The sequence below is a fragment of the Streptomyces sp. GSL17-111 genome (assembly GCF_037911585.1).
GTDB lineage: Bacteria > Actinomycetota > Actinomycetes > Streptomycetales > Streptomycetaceae > Streptomyces.
The window spans coordinates 1,438,415-1,453,763 of record NZ_JBAJNS010000001.1; the positions used below are offsets into that span (position 1 = coordinate 1,438,415).

At 69.9% G+C, this 15,349-nt stretch carries 15 protein-coding genes; 12 read left to right on the plus strand and 3 right to left on the minus strand.

Features of this window, described 5'->3' with window-relative positions; genetic code table 11:
* Positions 1–574: 574 nt before the first annotated feature.
* From V6D49_RS06065 to V6D49_RS06075, 3 genes are read left to right on the plus strand one after another with little or no spacing between them, the layout of a single operon-like run.
* Positions 575–1,477 (plus strand): phosphate ABC transporter substrate-binding protein, encoded by a 903-nt coding sequence (locus V6D49_RS06065; RefSeq protein ID WP_445330474.1) that lies wholly within the window; start codon positions 575–577, stop codon positions 1,475–1,477.
* A gap of 3 nt (positions 1,478–1,480) precedes the next feature.
* Positions 1,481–3,292 carry a phosphate ABC transporter permease subunit PstC gene (pstC, locus tag V6D49_RS06070; protein ID WP_340557779.1) on the plus strand — a complete coding sequence of 604 codons (1,812 nt, stop codon included), beginning with the start codon at positions 1,481–1,483 and terminating at the stop codon, positions 3,290–3,292.
* Positions 3,280–3,969 (plus strand): ATP-binding cassette domain-containing protein, encoded by a 690-nt coding sequence (locus V6D49_RS06075; RefSeq protein ID WP_340557780.1) that lies wholly within the window; start codon positions 3,280–3,282, stop codon positions 3,967–3,969. Before pstC (V6D49_RS06070) ends, V6D49_RS06075 begins: the two co-directional genes overlap by 13 nt.
* A gap of 213 nt (positions 3,970–4,182) precedes the next feature.
* Here the strand turns inward: V6D49_RS06075 and arsB are convergent, their stop codons facing one another.
* Both arsB and V6D49_RS06085 read right to left on the minus strand, forming a co-directional pair.
* On the minus strand, positions 4,183–5,295 hold the full coding sequence (gene arsB, locus V6D49_RS06080) for an ACR3 family arsenite efflux transporter (protein ID WP_340557781.1): 1,113 nt from the start codon (positions 5,293–5,295) through the stop codon (positions 4,183–4,185).
* The gene (locus V6D49_RS06085) at positions 5,292–5,606 is read right to left on the minus strand and encodes an ArsR/SmtB family transcription factor (protein ID WP_191211741.1); all 315 of its coding nucleotides are present in this window, start codon (positions 5,604–5,606) and stop codon (positions 5,292–5,294) included. The genes arsB and V6D49_RS06085 overlap by 4 nt, the downstream gene beginning before the upstream one ends.
* Positions 5,607–5,686: 80 nt before the next feature.
* Between V6D49_RS06085 and V6D49_RS06090 the strand changes: the two genes are divergently transcribed.
* From V6D49_RS06090 to V6D49_RS06130, 9 genes are all read left to right on the plus strand, one after another.
* Positions 5,687–6,100, plus strand: a complete 414-nt coding sequence (locus V6D49_RS06090) for an arsenate reductase ArsC (protein WP_340557782.1) — start codon at positions 5,687–5,689, stop codon at positions 6,098–6,100.
* Positions 6,097–7,092, plus strand: coding sequence for a thioredoxin-disulfide reductase (gene trxB, locus V6D49_RS06095; RefSeq protein ID WP_340557783.1), 996 nt, complete (start codon positions 6,097–6,099; stop codon positions 7,090–7,092). The genes V6D49_RS06090 and trxB overlap by 4 nt, the downstream gene beginning before the upstream one ends.
* Positions 7,093–7,607: 515 nt before the next feature.
* Positions 7,608–8,582 carry a PstS family phosphate ABC transporter substrate-binding protein gene (locus tag V6D49_RS06100; protein WP_340557784.1) on the plus strand — a complete coding sequence of 325 codons (975 nt, stop codon included), beginning with the start codon at positions 7,608–7,610 and terminating at the stop codon, positions 8,580–8,582.
* Positions 8,582–9,532 carry a phosphate ABC transporter permease subunit PstC gene (gene pstC, locus V6D49_RS06105; RefSeq protein WP_340557785.1) on the plus strand — a complete coding sequence of 317 codons (951 nt, stop codon included), beginning with the start codon at positions 8,582–8,584 and terminating at the stop codon, positions 9,530–9,532. Before V6D49_RS06100 ends, pstC (V6D49_RS06105) begins: the two co-directional genes overlap by 1 nt.
* Positions 9,529–10,443, plus strand: a complete 915-nt coding sequence (pstA, locus tag V6D49_RS06110) for a phosphate ABC transporter permease PstA (RefSeq protein WP_340557786.1) — start codon at positions 9,529–9,531, stop codon at positions 10,441–10,443. The genes pstC (V6D49_RS06105) and pstA overlap by 4 nt, the downstream gene beginning before the upstream one ends.
* 62 nt (positions 10,444–10,505) lie before the next feature.
* The gene (gene pstB / locus V6D49_RS06115; protein ID WP_340557787.1) at positions 10,506–11,360 is read left to right on the plus strand and encodes a phosphate ABC transporter ATP-binding protein PstB; all 855 of its coding nucleotides are present in this window, start codon (positions 10,506–10,508) and stop codon (positions 11,358–11,360) included.
* 56 nt (positions 11,361–11,416) lie between these two features.
* Positions 11,417–12,220 carry a response regulator transcription factor gene (locus tag V6D49_RS06120; protein ID WP_340557788.1) on the plus strand — a complete coding sequence of 268 codons (804 nt, stop codon included), beginning with the start codon at positions 11,417–11,419 and terminating at the stop codon, positions 12,218–12,220.
* Positions 12,221–12,338: 118 nt separating this feature from the next.
* Positions 12,339–12,710, plus strand: coding sequence for an ArsR/SmtB family transcription factor (locus tag V6D49_RS06125; RefSeq protein WP_340557789.1), 372 nt, complete (start codon positions 12,339–12,341; stop codon positions 12,708–12,710).
* Positions 12,711–12,985: 275 nt separating this feature from the next.
* A complete protein-coding gene (locus V6D49_RS06130) occupies positions 12,986–14,191 on the plus strand; it encodes a VanZ family protein (RefSeq protein ID WP_340557790.1) in 1,206 nt (401 codons plus the stop codon).
* A gap of 18 nt (positions 14,192–14,209) precedes the next feature.
* Here the strand turns inward: V6D49_RS06130 and V6D49_RS06135 are convergent, their stop codons facing one another.
* The gene (locus tag V6D49_RS06135; RefSeq protein ID WP_340557791.1) at positions 14,210–15,313 is read right to left on the minus strand and encodes a CE1758 family FMN-dependent luciferase-like monooxygenase; all 1,104 of its coding nucleotides are present in this window, start codon (positions 15,311–15,313) and stop codon (positions 14,210–14,212) included.
* Positions 15,314–15,349: the final 36 nt, after the last annotated feature.

Genomic DNA, 15,349 nt, shown 5'->3' on the forward strand with positions numbered 1-15,349 from the left:
GCTCGGGCGTCACGCCGGTGCGGTCGAGAGCTGAACCCGGATCACCCCCACGGGAGCGGGGGTGATCCGAGCCGCTCCCCCCCCGCCCACTCCGGGTCGGCCGCGACGTGGCGGAAACCGGCCGCCCCGCCACAGCGCACGACTCGGCCCGACACCCGGCGAATTCTGTACTGCCTCATGTCCGGCCGGGTCGCACCGTACGCGTCGGCTGTCCGCACCACGACAGCAAGACCACCTGTGGGACGTGCGACCTCGCACCCGCCGCTCGTTCGGGCCTGACGGAGCGGGCCGTACCGCACGGTACGGCCCGCTGCCCCGAAGCGCTATCCGCGCACAGCCCCAACGACACCGAGGCGCACGTTCAGCAGAAGCACCGGCCCCCGACCAGCGGGTCCCACGTGGCCTGAAAGTGCCCCACCACAGGTGAGACGGAACGAGATCATCTCTTCACCGAGGGTTTTCATATCAATCATCGTTTGTTTAATATCTCCTGGCATTGGCCCCCGTTGCCCCAGGAGGACCGTGCATGTCTCGCAATGCGTCAGACCTGGTACCCCCCACCCGCCGTGCGCCGGTGAAGCCGGCGCACGGCCGTCCCGCAACCTCCCGTGTCGGACGGCTCCGCAGACGCGTCCTCCCGGCCGCTCTGTGCCTGTTCGGCTCGCTCCTGGCCTCATGTGCCGGAAGCGACACGCAGACCAGCGCCCTGAACATCAGCGGCTCGACCACGGTGGCGCCCGTGGCGGCAGACGCCGCGGAAGCCCTTCGCGAACGGGGGCTTGAGGCCACCGTCGCCACCCAAGGCGGTTCCGCAGGCGGCATATCCCAACTCGGTTCCGGCCAGATCGACATCGCGATGAGCTCGAAGCCGTTACAGGAGGAGGACCGCTCCGCTCATCCGGGCGCCTCGTTCCACACGACGCAGGTCGGCACCGACGCGGTCGGAGTGATCATCACCAGGAAGGTGGCCGACGCCGGCGTGGACAACCTCACCAAGACGCAGGTGCGCGACCTGTTCGAGGGAAAGATCACCAACTGGTCGGAGCTGGGTGGGCCTGACCTCGCCGTCTTCGTCTACGACAAGGAACCGGGCCGGGGTACACGTGAGGCCCTGGACTCCTATCTCTACGGAGAGGCCACGCCCCCGCCGCCACCCGAGACCGACAACTTCGCCATCGTCGGTGGAAATCTGGAAACGCGGAGCAAGCTGAAGTCGACATCGGGGAGCATCGCTCCGCTCTCCACCGGGTTCGTCGAGGGCCATGACGACCTGGTCGCGGTGACGCTGGACGGAGTCTCCCCTGATCCGGAGAACATCGCCTCCGGGGACTACCCGATGACTCGCCCCCTGTACCTCGTCACCGACGGCCGGCCTGAGGGGAAGGCGAAGGAGTTCATCGACTACGTCCTCTCCGGGCCGGGGCAGGAACTGCTCACCAGGCACGGATACCTGACGCTCGACCAGCTCGGGAAGTAACCGATGCCCACCACCGTCCAGGCGCGGCCCCCGACCGTGCCGACCACACCACCCCGCCCCCGGCCTCCTCACTGGGTCTGGGCGCTCGCCCTGGCCGGAGCGGCGTCGGTCGTCACCATGCTGCTACTCATCGGCGGCTATCTGCTCGGCGGCATCTCAGGCGGCACCGTCGACTGGCTCGCCCTGCTGACGTCGGCCCGATGGAGCCCCGCCCACGGCTCCTTCGGCGCGCTGTCCATGATCTTCGGAACCGCGGTCGTCGGTGTTCTCGCCCTGGCCCTCGCCGTTCCCGTGGGCTGGGCCGCCGCCATCGCGTTGACCGAGTACCTGCCACCACGCCTGGCCCGGCCGCTGCGCACGTGCGTCGAGTTGCTCGCAGCCGTCCCCTCCATCGTGTACGGCCTACTGGGCATCATGATCATCCGCCCCCTGATCTCCTCGGTCGCCCAGGTGCCCGGTGGCGACAGCCTGCTGGCCGCAGGGATCGTGCTCGCCATCATGATCGTGCCCACCGTGGTCGCGGTGAGCGTGGACGCGCTCACCGCTGTTCCCGATCGCTACCGTGAGGCCGGGTACTCCCTCGGCTTGACCCGCCGTGAAGTGATCCGCTCCGCAGTCCTCCCGCTGGCCCGCACCGGCATGCGTGCCGCAGTCCTTCTCGGTCTCGCCCGGGCGCTGGGCGAGGCTATCGCGGTCTACCTGGTGGTCGGCCGTGCGGACGGTCGCCTCCCGGACGGCATCGGCGGTGTGCTCGACACCCTGGTCCGGCCGGGGCAGACGCTGACCACCAAACTCGCCGGCCCGGAACCGGTGTTGGCGGGCACATCGGGACCCCACTTCGCAGCTCTGTGCGGCCTCGGTGTTCTGGTCCTGTCGCTCGTGGCGGCTGCCACCGTGTGGAGCACCCGCGTGGGGGGCCGGCGGCGGGACGGCGGGCGGCTGCCCGCCGCCCGGTCCGCTGCGTCCCTGCGCGTCCAGCGCGACCGGATCACCGCCGCACTGCGTCTGACCGCCCTCGTGCTCCCCGCCCTCCTCCTGTTCGGAATGCTCATCATCCTGGTGGCCAGGGGGAGCGCGGCTTTCGACCCGTCCTTCTGGTTCACCCCGGCGTCCGGTACCACGGACGGCGGAGTCCGCGACCAGATCCTCGGAACCGTGCTGCTGGTGGCGACCACCGGGCTGATCGCACTGCCACTCGGGTTCGGGGCCGGCGTCCTGATCGGCGTCCGGGCGTCGGCCCGCACCACCCGCCTGCTCCAGACGGTGACCGTCGTCGTGGGCGGGACGCCGACCATCCTGCTGGGCCTGACCGGTTTCGTTCTGCTCTCGAGTGCCCTGGGATGGGGGCGCTCCTGGCTGGCGGGCGCGCTGGTGCTGGTTCCCGTCGTCGTTCCCGTGGTGGCGTTGTCCACCTCGGCCCGGGTGAGGGGCATGCCGAACGAACTGACGGAGAGTGCGATGTCCCTGGGGCTTTCCCGGTCCCAGTACATCCGCTCCGTCGTCATCCCCTATTCCTGGCCCGCCACCATCACCGGCCTGCTACTCGGCCTGGCCCGGGCAGCGGGGGAAACGGCGCCCCTGCTGTTCACCGCGACCGTCTTCTTCGGAGCTCCGGCCCTCCCGGGCGGAGTGGTGGACTCGCCCATCCAGGCCCTCCCGACCCACATCTTCACTTTGTCGCAGGATTCCGGAGACCCCCAGAGCATGACCCAAGCATGGTCGAGCGCACTCGCCCTGGTGATGATCACGGCGGTACTCCTCAGTGCGGCGGTCGCACTGCGCAACCGTCGGGAAGGAGAACGATGGACAGCGTGATAACCGCGCACGATCTGCGGGTCGGCATCGGGGGCAAGACACTCGTCGGCCCGGTCGATTTCGAACTGCCGCACGGATCGACCACAGGTCTGTGCGGCCCGTCCGGCGCGGGGAAGTCCACCGTCCTGAGGGCCTTGGTCGATCTGCTCCCCACCGGCCTCGTCCGGACCGGTGAGCTGAGCGTGCTGGGCGTGCCCGTGCGGAACGGCAAGGCCGAAGCCGCGTTGAGGTCCAAGGTCGTACTCGTGCCGCAGACGCCCGTCGTCTTCGGCGGGAGCATTCTGGACAACGCGCTGTTCGGCATCCGACACGTGGTGAAGGCGCCACGTCAGCTGTTGCGGGAACGAGCCGAGCTCGCGCTGCGGGAGGCGGGCCTGTGGCGGGAGGTACGGGACCGCCTCGACGCGTCGGCCCAGGTGCTCTCCGCGGGCCAACGCCAGCGGCTCTGCCTGGCACGGGCACTGGCCCTCGACCCGGCCGCGCTGCTCCTCGACGAGCCGACGAGTGCTCTCGACGAGCGCAGCCGCGACACGGTCGAGGAGTCGGTCGCCGCGCTACGGGGACACCGCACGGTCATGCTCGTGTCCCACGACACCTCTCAGGTCGAGCGGCTGTGCGACAGGACCGTCCACCTCGGTCAGACGGCGGAGGCGCGGCCGACCCCCGCGCTTTCCTGACCGGCCTCCCGTGGCACTCGGCCCACGCCGGTCCCCGACGAACTGGACACCGTCGGCAGAGCGACTCCGCTCGCCCGGTCACCCGGGACCGGGTGACCGACGGATGGAAGGGAACGCTCGGCGGACGACAAGACGTGCGGGGACGGCCCCGGCGCAGGTCGGGGGTGGGCGGCGAGCCGGACCGGCCGCCCACCCCCACATCCACGGACGAGGTCACTTCACCGGCGTCACCAGGCTGCGTTCGCTGAACCTGCGGCGCCAGGCGAGGGAGACGTAGACCAGGGCGACGAGCACCGGGACCTCGATGAGGGGGCCGACGACCCCGGACAGCGCCTCGCCGGAGGTGACGCCGAAGGCGCCGATGGCGACGGCGATGGCCAGCTCGAAGTTGTTCCCCGCGGCGGTGAAGGCCAGCGTCGCCGTGCGGTCGTAGGCGATGCCGATCGCCTTGCCGAGGGCGAAGGTGCCGAACCACATGAGCGCGAAGTACACCAGCAGCGGCAGGGCGATGCGGGCGACGTCCCCCGGCTGGTTGGTGATCGTCTCCCCCTGGAGGGCGAAGAGGATGACGATGGTGAACAGCAGCCCGTACAGCGCCCAGGGGCCGATCTTCGGCAGGAAGCGGTTCTCGTAGCCCTCGCGCCCCATCCTCTTCTCGCCCAGCCGGCGGGTGAGGAAGCCCGCCAGCAGCGGCACGCCGAGGAAGATGACCACGTTGACCGCGATCGTCCACATCGAGATGTCCAGCTGCTCACCGTCACCCAGGCCGAGCCAGCCGGGGAGCAGGTCGAGGTAGAACCAGCCGAGCAGGCCGAAGGCCAGGACCTGGAAGACGGAGTTGACCGCGACCAGGACGGCGGCGGCCTCCCGGTCGCCGCAGGCGAGGTCGTTCCAGATGATGACCATGGCGATGCACCGGGCCAGGCCGACGATGATCAGGCCGGTGCGGTACTCGGGCAGGTCCGGCAGGAAGATCCACGCCAGGGCGAACATCACGGCGGGGCCGACCAGCCAGTTGATGACCAGCGAGGACACCATGAGCTTCTTGTCGCCGGTGACGGCGTCCAGCTTGTCGTAGCGGACCTTGGCCAGCACCGGGTACATCATGATCAGCAGACCGAGCGCGATCGGCAGGGAGATGCCGCCGATCTCCAGCTTGGCCAGCGCGTCCCCCATGCCGGGAACGACCCGGCCGAGCCCGAGGCCGATGGCCATGGCGAGCAGGATCCACACCGCCAGGAAGCGGTCCAGGGTGGAGAGCTTGCCGACGACGGCCGCGCCCTCCGGATCGGGGGGCGCGGTCGTTTTCGGGTCCGTGGTGGTCACGGGCAGGACCTCTTTCGTGCGGTGTCCAGGGTGGCGCGGGCGGTGGCGGCCAGCTCGGTGAACGAGGCGGCCAGGGCCTCGATGACGTCGGGCCGGAGCTTGTAGTAGGTGAACCGGCCGCACGGTTCGGTCTCCACGACACCGGCCTCCCGCAGCACCCGCAGATGGTTGGAGAGGTTGGTCTGCCGTGCGCCGGTCTCCTCGACCAGGTGCGAGGTGCACAGCGTCTCGCGGGCCAGGAGGGTCACGATCTGGAGCCTGAGCGGGTCCGCGATCACCCGGATCAGGTCAGTCTCGACTGACGTCATCATGGACTGATACTGTCACATCACCCGGTACTGATACCACCCCGGTCCCACCACCGGTTCCGCGAGACAAGAGAGACCCACCGATGCCCGCACTGCCCTCCGTCCTGTTCGTGTGCGTCCACAACGCCGGACGCTCGCAGATGGCCGCCGCCTGGCTCACCCACCTGGCCGGCGACCGCGTCGAGGTCCGCTCCGCCGGCTCCGCCCCCGCCGACCAGGTCAACCCCGCCGCCGTCGAGGCCATGCGCGAGGTCGGCATCGACATGTCCGCCGAGACGCCGAAGGTGCTGACCGTCGACGCGGTCAAGGCGTCCGACGTCGTCATCACGATGGGCTGCGGCGACACCTGCCCCGTCTTCCCCGGCAAGCGCTACCTGGACTGGAAGCTCGACGACCCGGCCGGACAGGGCGTCGACGCCGTCCGCCCCATCCGCGACGAGATCAAGGCCCGCATCGAGGGCCTCATCGCCGAGATCGCCCCGGAGGGCACCAAGTGAGTGACGTTCGCAATGTGATCATCATCGGCTCCGGGCCCGCCGGTTACACCGCGGCCCTCTACACCGCGCGCGCGTCCCTGAAGCCCCTGATCTTCGAAGGCTCGGTCACCGCCGGCGGCGCCCTGATGAACACCACCGAGGTCGAGAACTTCCCCGGCTTCGCCACCGGCATCATGGGCCCCGAACTCATGGACCAGATGCGCGCCCAGGCCGAACGCTTCGGCGCCGAACTCATCCCCGACGACGTCACCGCCGTCGACCTCAAGGCCGACATCAAGACCGTCACCGACTCCGCCGGCACCGTCCACCGCGCCCGCACCGTCATCATCGCCACCGGCTCCCAGCACCGCCGCCTCGGCCTCCCCCAGGAGGACGAACTCTCCGGACGCGGCGTCTCCTACTGCGCCACCTGCGACGGCTTCTTCTTCCGCGACCAGAACATCGCCGTCGTCGGCGGCGGCGACACCGCCATGGAAGAAGCCACCTTCCTCTCCCGCTTCGCCAAAACCGTCACCGTCGTCCACCGCCGCGACACCCTGCGCGCCTCCAAGGCCATGCAGGACCGCGCCTTCGCCGACCCCAAGATCCGCTTCGCCTGGGACAGCGAGGTCCAGACGATCCACGCCACCGACGGCAAACTCTCCAGCCTCACCCTGCGCTCCACCAAGAACGGCGACACCGCCGAACTCCCCGTCACCGGCCTCTTCGTCGCCATCGGCCACGACCCCCGCACCGAACTCTTCACCGACGTCCTCGACCTCGACGACGAGGGCTACCTCCTGGTCGACGCCCCCTCCACCCGCACCAACATCCCCGGCGTCTTCGCCGCCGGCGACGTCGTCGACCACACCTACCGCCAAGCCATCACCGCCGCCGGCACCGGCTGCTCCGCCGCCCTCGACGCCGAACGCCACCTCGCCGCCCTCTCCGACACCCAACCCGCCGAACCGGAGAAGGCCATCGAAGCCGAACACGCCGCAGCCACCGCCTGAGATCACCCGAAAGACCCTCACCCGGGGGCGGGTCCCGACAGGGGCCCGCCCCCGACCCGTTTGCCCAGCATGGGTCGGCGAACCCCCGCCGTTGAGCTCCCCCGCCCCCTCGTCTCAGCGGCGAGGGGGCGGTGGTCGTAGCCATCGTGATCGTCGACTTCGTTCCGCAGGACCTCCTCGCCCGCCGGGCAGGCTCTGACCACCCCTTCGCGGCACCCTTCGCCGCCTCCTGTGCGGTCCCCTCGACGTCGTGACGGCGAACCCTGCGAGCCGGCGCGCACCGTGAGGGAGCGGGGTACGCGATGCGAGACAGCCCCCGCACAGCGCGCATCACCTTTCAACGCGTTCCATCTATATAGATGAATAGCGATAGTTCATACTCGGGCGCGTACCCGTACACGCGTTGTTCACATAGACGAGCTTCGATTCAGGTGTCCGAAACGGAGCGCAACGAGCGCACCGGGCACCCCGGCCGGGCATCCCCGCCCGGCCCGACACGAGGGTCGAGATCTACCGTGAACATTTCCACTCCCCTGCGCAGAGCCAAGGCTCCGCTGGCTCTGACGGCGGCCGTGATGCTGGCGGCGACCGCATGTGGCGGCGGCGACGCCGGCGGCTCCGACGGCGACAGCGACCAGTTGTCCGGCACCATCAAGGTCGACGGGTCCAGCACGGTGGCACCGCTCAGCACCGCTGCCGCCCAGCTGTTCCAGTCCGCGAACAGTGGCGTCAAGGTCACGGTGGGCACCTCCGGCACCGGCGGCGGTTTCGAGAAGTTCTGCAACGGTGAGACCGACATCTCCAACGCCTCCCGCCCCATCGCCGACGATGAGGCGGCGGCCTGCGAGAAGAACGGCGTCGCCTACGAGGAGTTCGCGGTCGCCAACGACGGCCTGTCCGTCGTGGTGAGCAAGGACAACGACTTCGCCGAGTGCCTGACGATCGAGCAGCTCAACAAGATCTGGGAGCCGGGCTCGAAGGTGAGCAGCTGGAAGGAGGTGGACCCCGAGTTCCCGGACGTGCCGCTGGAGCTGTTCGGCGCGGGAACCGACTCGGGCACCTTCGACTACTTCACCGACGCGATCAACGGTGAGGAGGGCGCCTCCCGGACCGACTACTCGCCCAGCGAGGACGACAACGTCACCGTCCAGGGCGTTTCCGGCTCGAAGGGGGGCATGGGCTACTTCGGCCTGTCCTACTACGAGGAGAACAAGGACAAGCTCAAGGCACTGGAGATCGACGGCGGCGAGGGTTGCGTCGCCCCCAGCACGAAGACCGTCCAGGACGGCAGTTACCAGCCGCTGGGCCGGCCGCTGTTCATCTACCCCAACGCCGACGCGCTGAAGAAGCCCGAGGGCGAGGCGTTCGTGGAGTACTACGTCTCCAACAGCGCCGAGATCGCCGAGAAGTCCCTGTTCGTGCCGCTGAACGAGGAGCAGCAGGCCGAGCTGGAGGGCGACCTGGAGAAGCTGCGAGGACAGCAGAGCTGATGAGTTCACCCAGCAATGGGCGGCAGGCCGTTTCGGGGAGTCCCGGTTCCCTGAGGCGGTCCACGCCGCGTTACGGCGAAAAGGCCGTCCAGGTCCTCCTGGTGGCCGCGGCGCTGGTGTCGGTGGCGACCACCGTCGGCATCGTCATCGCCCTCATCCCACCGGCGGCGAAATTCTTCGGCGAGGTCAATATCGGTGGGTTCCTCACCGGCACCGAGTGGGCGCCGCTGTTCAGCCCGGCCTCGTTCGGCGTCGTCCCGCTGGTGACCGGCACGCTGATGGTCACGCTCATCGCGCTCGTCGTGGCGGTCCCGCTGGGCCTGGGGGCGGCGATCTACCTGAGCGAGTACGCCGGTTCCAAGGTGCGGAAGACCTTCAAGCCCGTCCTGGAGGTTTTGGCCGGTATCCCGACGGTCGTCTACGGCTTCTTCGCGCTGAAGTTCATCACGCCGTTGCTCCAGGACATCTGGCCGGTGGGGGACGGCCCACAGATCTTCAACGCGCTCACCGCCGGCTTCGTCATGGGCGTCATGATCATCCCGACGATCGCCTCCCTGGCCGAGGATTCCATGAACTCGGTCCCCCGCGCGCTGCGCGACGGCGCCTTCGCGCTCGGCTCCTCGCGCATGCAGGTGTCCACGCGGGTCGTGTTCCCCGCCGCGCTCTCCGGCATCGTCGCCGCCGTCGTGCTCGGTATCTCCCGGGCCATCGGCGAAACCATGATCGTCGCGATCGCCGCCGGTGGCCGCCCCAATCTGTCCTTCGACCCGCTGGAGGGTATGCAGACCATGACCGCCTTCATCGCGGCGGCCGGCATCGGCGACCTGCCCACCGGCTCCATCGGCTACCAGACGATCTTCGCAGTGGGTTCCCTGCTCTTCGTCATGACCCTGGTGATGAACCTGGTCAGCATTCGCCTGGTGCGCAAGTACCGGGAGGTGTACGAGTGAGTTCCAAGGTCATCGAACGCGAGACGGTTCAGGCCGACGCCGTGCCGGCGCGGCGGCTGAGGGGCAACGGCACGCCGTGGCGGGAGCGGTTCTTCCACCTCAGCCTGTGGGCGTCCCTCGCCGTCGGTGTCGTCTTCCTCGCCACGCTGCTGGTCTACGTCGTCGTCCAGGGCTGGCCGCGACTGGACCCCCGGCTGTGGGAGAACTTCCCGGACATCATCGATCCGGGCAACGCGGGAGCCCAGTCGGCGATCATGGGCACGGTCTGGGTCATCGGTTTCACCGCGCTGTACTGCATTCCCACCGGCGTCCTCACCGCCATCTACCTGGAGGAGTACGCCGACCACGACCGGTGGTGGAACCGGGCCATCGAGATCAACATCCAGAACCTGGCAGCCGTCCCGTCCATCGTCTACGGCATCCTCGGGCTCGGCATCATCTCCCGCGGCCTGGGATTCGGGCAGACGGTGCTGACCGCCTCCCTCACCCTCTCGCTCCTGGTACTCCCCGTGGTGATCATCTCCTCCCGCGAGGCCATCCGCGCCGTGCCGAACTCCATCCGTCAGGCGTCCCTCGCCCTCGGCGCCACCCAGTGGCAGACGATCTGGCGCCAAGTCCTCCCCGCCTCCGTGCCCGGTATGGCGACCGGCTCCATCCTGGCCCTCTCCCGTGCCATCGGCGAAGCCGCACCGCTCCTGCTGCTGGGCGGACTGACGTTCATCACCTTCAACCCGACCGGCGCCCAGAGCGCCTTCACGGTTCTGCCGATCCAGATCTTCAACTGGATCAGTCAGTCCCGTGCCGAGTTCACCGCCCTCGCCTCGGCGGCGATCGTCATTCTGCTGGCCATCCTGCTGCTGATGAACTCCGTGGCCATCTGGCTCCGCAACCGCTTCTCCCGTAGCTGGTGACCGCCGTGAACCCGACGACTCACGACCTCGTATACGCCGCCGACTCCCCGCAGGAGAACGCCATGACCCCTCCCACCGACGCCAGGCCGACCGGCGGCACCAGGACTCCCGACGTGGCGTTCCGCGACGCCGCCGCCCTTTCCGACCCCGTCTTCGACGTCGCCGGTCTGTCGGTCTTCTACGGCGCCCTCGAAGCCGTCCGGGACGTCAACCTGGCTATCGGGCACCGTCAGATCACCGCGATGATCGGTCCGTCCGGTTGCGGCAAGTCCACCGTCCTGCGCTGCTTCAACCGCATGAACGACCTCGTGCCCACCGCCCGCGTCGTCGGCAAGGTCCGCTACCACGACGAGGACCTGTACGCGGCCGACGTCGATCCGATCGAGGTCCGGCGCCGCATCGGCATGGTCTTCCAGAAGCCCAATCCGTTCCCCAAGTCCATCTACGACAACATTGCCTACGGCCCCCGGGTCTCCGGCTTCAAGGGCGACCTCGACGACCTCGTGGAGGAGACTCTCACCCACGCCGCCCTGTGGGACGAGGTCAAGGACAAGCTCAAGTCCTCGGCGCTCGCCCTCTCCGGCGGTCAGCAGCAGCGCCTCTGCATCGCCCGCACCATCGCGGTCAAGCCCGAGGTCATCCTCATGGACGAGCCGTGCTCAGCGCTCGACCCGATCGCCACCGCCAAGATCGAGGACCTCATGGACCATCTCTCCCAGGAGTTCACGATCATCGTCGTCACGCACAACATGCAGCAGGCCGCGCGTGTCTCGCACCGCACCGCCTTCTTCACCGCCGACGTCGACGACCAGGGCGTACGCCATGGCCGCCTGGTCGAATACGACGAGACGTCCCGCATCTTCGGCAACCCCGCCGACCGCCGCACGGAGGACTACATCTCCGGCCGCTTCGGCTGACCTGCCCGCCAACGACGTCGCCCACCCCTTTACGCGGATTCCTGAAGGAGATACGAGTGACCCCCCACGCCAACCGGAATCCCGCACCCGCGTCCGACGACGCCGACGACGGCCCCCACGACGGCGACGCCCCGGACCTGCTGGTGGCCGAGCCCGACGCCGACCTCGCGCGTGCGGTTACGGCACGCTTCGGCGAGGCCGGACTGCGCACCGTGGTGTGCGGGGACGGAGCGGAAGCGCTCCTGCAGGTCGGTGTCCGCAAGCCGCGCGCCGTGCTGCTCGCCGCCCCGCTCCCGACCGTCAGCGCGCAGACCGTGGTGGAGCTGATCGGACGGCTGCATCCGGTCCCCGTCATCGTCGGAGCGGGGAGGGACGGCGTGGACGAAGCGACCGCCGCCTTGTCCGCCGGAGCCGTGGCCTTCGTCGCCCGCCCCTACCGCATCGAGGAGATCCTGCCCCTGGTGCGGCCCGAGCGGCAGGAGACGGAGATCAGCATCGTCGCCGGAGACCTTGAGCTCGACCCGGCCGGCTTTCACGTCTACGTCCGCGGACGGTCCGTCGATCTGCCGGTGCGCGAGTTCATGCTGTTGCGCTACCTCATGGAGAATGTGAACAGAGTCGTCAGTCGAGGTGAACTCACGCGGGCCGTCTGGGGCGTGGACGCGCTGGACAGCAACAGCCTCACCGTCCATGTCCGCCGACTGCGCAATCGGCTGGACACCGCATCCGGCACATGCTGCACCATCGACGCCATCCGGGGCATCGGATACCGCCTGCAGTGCGACCCACGCCCCCGTAGCCGACCCCAGAACGGAGGCGCCACGCGGGCCGGACCGACACGACCGGCGCCCACGTCATGACCCGTGGCGAGGTTCGGAACGCACGCCGGCCGGGCGAAAAGTGAATGCTGAATGAACAGTCGCCGCAGTGAGGTCCGGGGCACGGCACCCCTGTCCCGCCTCGCCGTACGGTGCATAGATGGCTCTCACTGCATTCAGCGCGTCGGAGGCGGCGGACCCGCCGGCCGCTGACAGCTGCACCCCTCACCTCGCCTGTCCGCTGATCGACCGGACAGAGGCCGAGAACCTCGCCAGCCAGCTCAAGGCCATCGCAGACCCCACCCGGCTGCAGATCCTCCGGCTCATCGAGCGCTCGCCCAAGGGCGAGGCGTGCGTGTGTGACCTGACCGAGTGCCTCGGCCTGCGCCAGCCCACGGTCAGCCACCACCTCAAGATCCTCACCGAGGCCGGCCTGTTGGCGCGCGAGCGCCGCGGAACCTGGGCCTGGTTCACCGTGAACCGCCAGGGCGTCCGCCGCTTGTGGGAGGACTTCCACGGCCTCCTCGACTGATGGGCGCCCAGGAGGCTCCACCGGCGACGCGCGGCAACCCCGGGTGATCACGTGCCGAAGTGTCTCGCAGGCCACCCCACGGCCGGACACGCCACCGCGGATTCGGGTCCGTTGATCCCGGCCCGGGAAGTGGAGGCCCGAGCCACGGCCTGCGCGGCGAGGGGGCGTTGCGGGCTTTACGCTGGTGCGCGGCGCAGGATGTGAGGCGGCCTCCCCAAATCGGGGGCTGCTTCGCTGTGCCCCGTGCTCAGCCCGACAGTTGCAGAAAGCGCGCCGTGTTCCGCACCTACCTGTTGCCCGTCGAGGCGGCGGTCACCCTGTTCCCGCTCGTCGCCGCCGTGATCCTGGTGCCGGCGGCCGTCCGCGGGTACCGCAGGCGCGGGCGGGCCGGGGGCTGGCCGGTCCTGGTCTTCTACAGCTTCGTCTTCTACCTGCTGGCCGCGCTGTTGCAGACGGTGATGCCGCTGCCCGCCGACACTCGTGCCTACTGCACCCCCGTGCACTATGCCGCAGAGCCGCAGTTGGAGCCCTTCGCCTTCCAGGCGTCGATCGCCTCGGCGAGCGGGGGCGACTGGTCGGCGGGGCAGCTGGTGGGGCTCGCCCCGACCTGGACGACCCTGCTCAACGTCGTGCTGCTGCTACCGCTGGGCGTCTACCTGCGCTACTACCTGCGGCAGCGGCTCCTGCGGGCGACGGTGCTCGCCTTCGCCACCTCACTGTTCTTCGAGACCACCCAGTACACCGGCCTGTGGTTCGTCTACGCCTGCCCCTACCGGCAGTTCAACGTCGACGACCTGATCCTCAACACGGCCGGCGCCGTCGTCGGCTGGCTCGCCGTGGGCCCCTTCCTGCGCCTGCTGCCCGTCAACGACCCCGACCGGGAACGCCGTCGCTACGCCGCGCGCATCACGCTGACGCGGCGGCTGCTCGCGCTGCTCACCGACCTGGCCGGCTGGCTCGTCGTCTGGACGCTGGCCATCGGGCTGCTCGGCGTCACCACGTCCTGGTACACCGGCCGCCAGTACGCGCTCCCGCTCGGTGCGGCCCTCGGGCTGCTGTGGTTCTGGCTGCTGCCCGCCGTGTCCGCCACGACGCCGGGCAAGCGGGCCGTGTTGCTGCGCCTGGCCCGGCACGACGGCGCCCGGCCGGGCCCGCTCCGGCTGACCGCGCGCGCCTGCCTGCTCTACAGCCCGCTCGCCGTGGCCTGGACCGCCCTGGCCCACCACACCGCCACCCTCCCCCTTCCGGACCTCGTCGGACGGCTGCTTCCGCACCTCGCCGTGCTGCTCGCCCTGCTGGTGTGGGGCGCGCCGGGGCTGGCCTTCCTGCTGCGCAGGGAGCGGGGGGCCTGGTACGAGCGGTGGACCGGCACGGTCAACACGGCCGTCCTGGAACGCGGCGAGGCCCCGGCGCCGCCCGAGCCGGAGCCCGAGAAGGCGCACGCCTCGGCCGGCCCCGGCCCCCTCGACAGCGCCCTCTGACGGCGCCGTCTCCGGCCGTCAGCCCGGGAACGCCGAGGGGGCCGTCGGGGCCGTGGGCGCCGAGGGGTGGACGGGGGCGTCGGGGACGTCGGCGGGGCGGTCGGCGGCGAACTCCCTGCGCAGCACGGGGACGACCTGCTCGCCGAGCAGGTCGAGCTGCTCCAGGACCGTCTTCAGCGGCAGCCCCGCGTGGTCGACCAGGAACAGTTGGCGCTGGTAGTGCCCGGCGTACGCGCGGAAGCCCAGGGTCCGTTCGACGACCTCGGCGGGCGAGCCGACGGTCAGCGGGGTGCGGGCGGCGAACTCCTCCAGCGGGGGGCCGCCGCCATAGACCGGGGCCCGGTCGAAGTAGGGCCGGAACTCCCGTACGGCGTCCTGGCTGCGGGGACGCATGAAGACGTGCCCGCCGAGCCCGACGACGGCCCGGTGCGCCGCGCCGTGGCCGTGGTGTTCGTAGCGGTGGCGGTAGAGCTCGACCATGCGCCGGGTGTGCGAGGGGGGCCAGAAGATGTGGTTGGCGAAGAACCCGTCGCCGTAGGAGGCGGCCAGTTCGGCGATCTCGGGCGTGCGGATGGAGCCGTGCCAGACGAACGGGGGGACGCCGCCGAGGGGGCGCGGCGCGAGCCGGAAGTCCCGTAAGGGGGTGCGTAGCCTCCCCTGCCAGGTGACGGTCTCCTCCCGCCACAGCCGGTGGAGCAGGCCGTAGTGCTCGACGGTCAGGGGGAGCGCGTCGCGGATGTCCTGGCCGAACCAGGGGTAGACCGCCTCGGTGTTGCCCCGGCCGAGCATCAGGTCGACCCGTCCGTCGGCGAGGTGCTGGAGGACGCTGTAGTCCTCGGCGATCTTGACGGGGTCGTTGGTGGTGATGAGCGTGGTGGACGTCGAGAGGATGATGCGTTCGGTCAGGGCGGCGAGGTGGCCGAGCAGGGTCGTGGGTGAGGAGGGGACGAAGGGCGGGTTGTGGTGCTCGCCGGTCGCGAAGACGTCCAGGCCGACCTCCTCCGCCTTGCGGGCGATGGTGACGGTGGCCCGGATGCGTTCCGCCTCCGTGGGCGCGCGGCCCGTGGTGGGGTCCGGGGTGACGTCACCGACGGTGTAGATCCCGAACTGCGTGCCGGTCATGCGCGGGCCCTCCCGTGAGCTGCGATCCAGCCGGGC

Bases quoted from the DNA above. Each gene is read 5' to 3' on its own strand.
- pstC (WP_340557779.1), top strand. From the start codon at position 1,481: ATGCCCACCACCGTCCAGGCGCGGCCCCCGACCGTGCCGACCACACCA.
- V6D49_RS06075 (WP_340557780.1), top strand. From the start codon at position 3,280: ATGGACAGCGTGATAACCGCGCACGATCTGCGGGTCGGCATCGGGGGC.
- V6D49_RS06085 (WP_191211741.1), bottom strand. From the start codon at position 5,606: ATGATGACGTCAGTCGAGACTGACCTGATCCGGGTGATCGCGGACCCG.
- V6D49_RS06090 (WP_340557782.1), top strand. From the start codon at position 5,687: ATGCCCGCACTGCCCTCCGTCCTGTTCGTGTGCGTCCACAACGCCGGA.
- pstC (WP_340557785.1), top strand. From the start codon at position 8,582: ATGAGTTCACCCAGCAATGGGCGGCAGGCCGTTTCGGGGAGTCCCGGT.
- pstB (WP_340557787.1), top strand. From the start codon at position 10,506: ATGACCCCTCCCACCGACGCCAGGCCGACCGGCGGCACCAGGACTCCC.
- V6D49_RS06125 (WP_340557789.1), top strand. From the start codon at position 12,339: ATGGCTCTCACTGCATTCAGCGCGTCGGAGGCGGCGGACCCGCCGGCC.
- V6D49_RS06135 (WP_340557791.1), bottom strand. From the start codon at position 15,313: ATGACCGGCACGCAGTTCGGGATCTACACCGTCGGTGACGTCACCCCG.